The sequence below is a fragment of the Paraburkholderia sp. GAS32 genome, from assembly GCF_050434225.1.
In the GTDB taxonomy this organism is placed as follows: domain Bacteria; phylum Pseudomonadota; class Gammaproteobacteria; order Burkholderiales; family Burkholderiaceae; genus Paraburkholderia; species Paraburkholderia madseniana.
Map to the genome: position 1 here is coordinate 1 of NZ_JBNPVS010000120.1, position 1,652 is coordinate 1,652.

The 1,652-nt window shown below is 62.1% G+C and carries 1 protein-coding gene; it reads right to left on the bottom strand.

Features of this window, described 5'->3' with window-relative positions:
• Positions 1–377: 377 nt before the first annotated feature.
• On the bottom strand, positions 378–1,652 hold a 1,275-nt coding region (locus tag P3T25_RS48435), incomplete at its 5' end, for an EAL domain-containing protein (RefSeq protein ID WP_429364860.1).

A 1,652-nucleotide genomic window follows, 5' to 3' on the forward strand; every position in this document is an offset into this window, starting at 1 on the left:
CGGGCTTCCGTGCCAATTTCGACTTTCGCTAACCGGCCGCTTACAAGGGGTATCGGGCAGCAATCACTCAAGAAATTGCCCGCTAGTGCCACGCGCTCTCTACTGACGTCGCGGATGCCGTGATGGATTCGCGACTTGGGTGCAATGGACAGAGAAACATGTCGCGAACAAATCCAGGCTCGACATGAAAATTAAGCGGACGGGGAGCTGCGGTACGTTCGACCTGGCTCTTTCCATTGAGGAGGGACGTAGCGCGGATGGAAGCGGATCGAATGCGCGAGAACGCTTTCCGATAAAGCAACGCTCGAGGCCGCGAACCGATACGCGGCGCGGCGAAGAATGCGAGCGCGCCAGTGGCCGGGGCGCGGTAAGCCGCGTCAGGCCGCGCTTTCACGCTCCATGCGCTGGTCATCAGCGCCGCAGCGCAGTGTCTGCTGTGCATTCAGATACCGTGTGAGTTCGGTATTAGTCACGAAGCTCGCGGCGGAGGAGGCCGCGAGAATGTCTTCGGCCTCTTGCGGTTTCGCGATCGCGAAACCCTGCACGTAGTCGACGCCCAGTTCATTCAGCGCGCGCAAGGTCTCGAGGTCTTCGACCCATTCAGCGATGCTGCGCATGCCGAGATTGCGTGCGAGGGTAATGATCGCCTCGACGATCGCGATGTCGGCCGGATGGTTACACATCGTGCGCACAAACTCGCCGTCGATTTTTAGTGCATCGGCCGACAGCTTCTTCAGGTAGCGTAACGAGGTCTGACCCGCGCCGAAATCGTCGATCGCGATCTTTGCATCCATGTCGTGGACGCGCGCGATGAATCGCTCCGTATGCTCGAGATCGTGCAGCGCGACGCTTTCGGTGATTTCGATGCACAGGTAATGAACGACGTCCTCGTGACGCGAGAACAGCGCGAACAGCTCGTCGAGAAATTGTTCGTCGTTGAGCGAACCACCGCTCAGGTTCACGCACACGAAGCGAGTGGTGGAGAGCGACGCGCGGTTGTCCCTGAGCCATGCGAGCGTCGTCGAGAGCACCCAGCGGTCGATCGCAGTGATGGTGCCGGAGTCCTCCGCGGCGGCGATCAGTTTCGCGGCGGTCGCGACCGAGCCGTCCGGCATGCGCAGACGCAGCAGCACTTCGAAGTCAAGCGCTTCTGTCGGTGCACGCATCGACATGATCGGTTGCATCACGAGGAACAGCCCCTCGGGCAAACGGCTCTGTCCTAGCGCCTCGATCAGACTGATCTCGGCGGCACGCTCCTCGAACGCCGGCGCGCCCTTGCGCAGTGCGACGAGCCGCGCATTGCCGCCGCGTTTCGCGGCGCGACACGCGCGGTCGGCATAGGCGAGGGCGTCCAGGACCCGTTCACCCTGCGAACACTCGACTACGCCGATCGACCCCCTGATCTGGAACGCTCGCGTGTCGACATGAACCGGTGCGGAGTTCAACGCCATGACGAGTTCACGGCAGCGCGCGATCGCATCGTCGATCGCCATGTTTGCGAGCACGCACACGAATTCGTCACCGCCGATGCGCCCGATCGGCACGTCGGAGCCGAGGCGCTCGACGAGGCGCGTAGCGACATGCCGCAGTATTTCGTCGCCGGTCCCGTGGCCGAACAGGTCGTTTAACAGCTTGAACCGGTCGAGATCGAG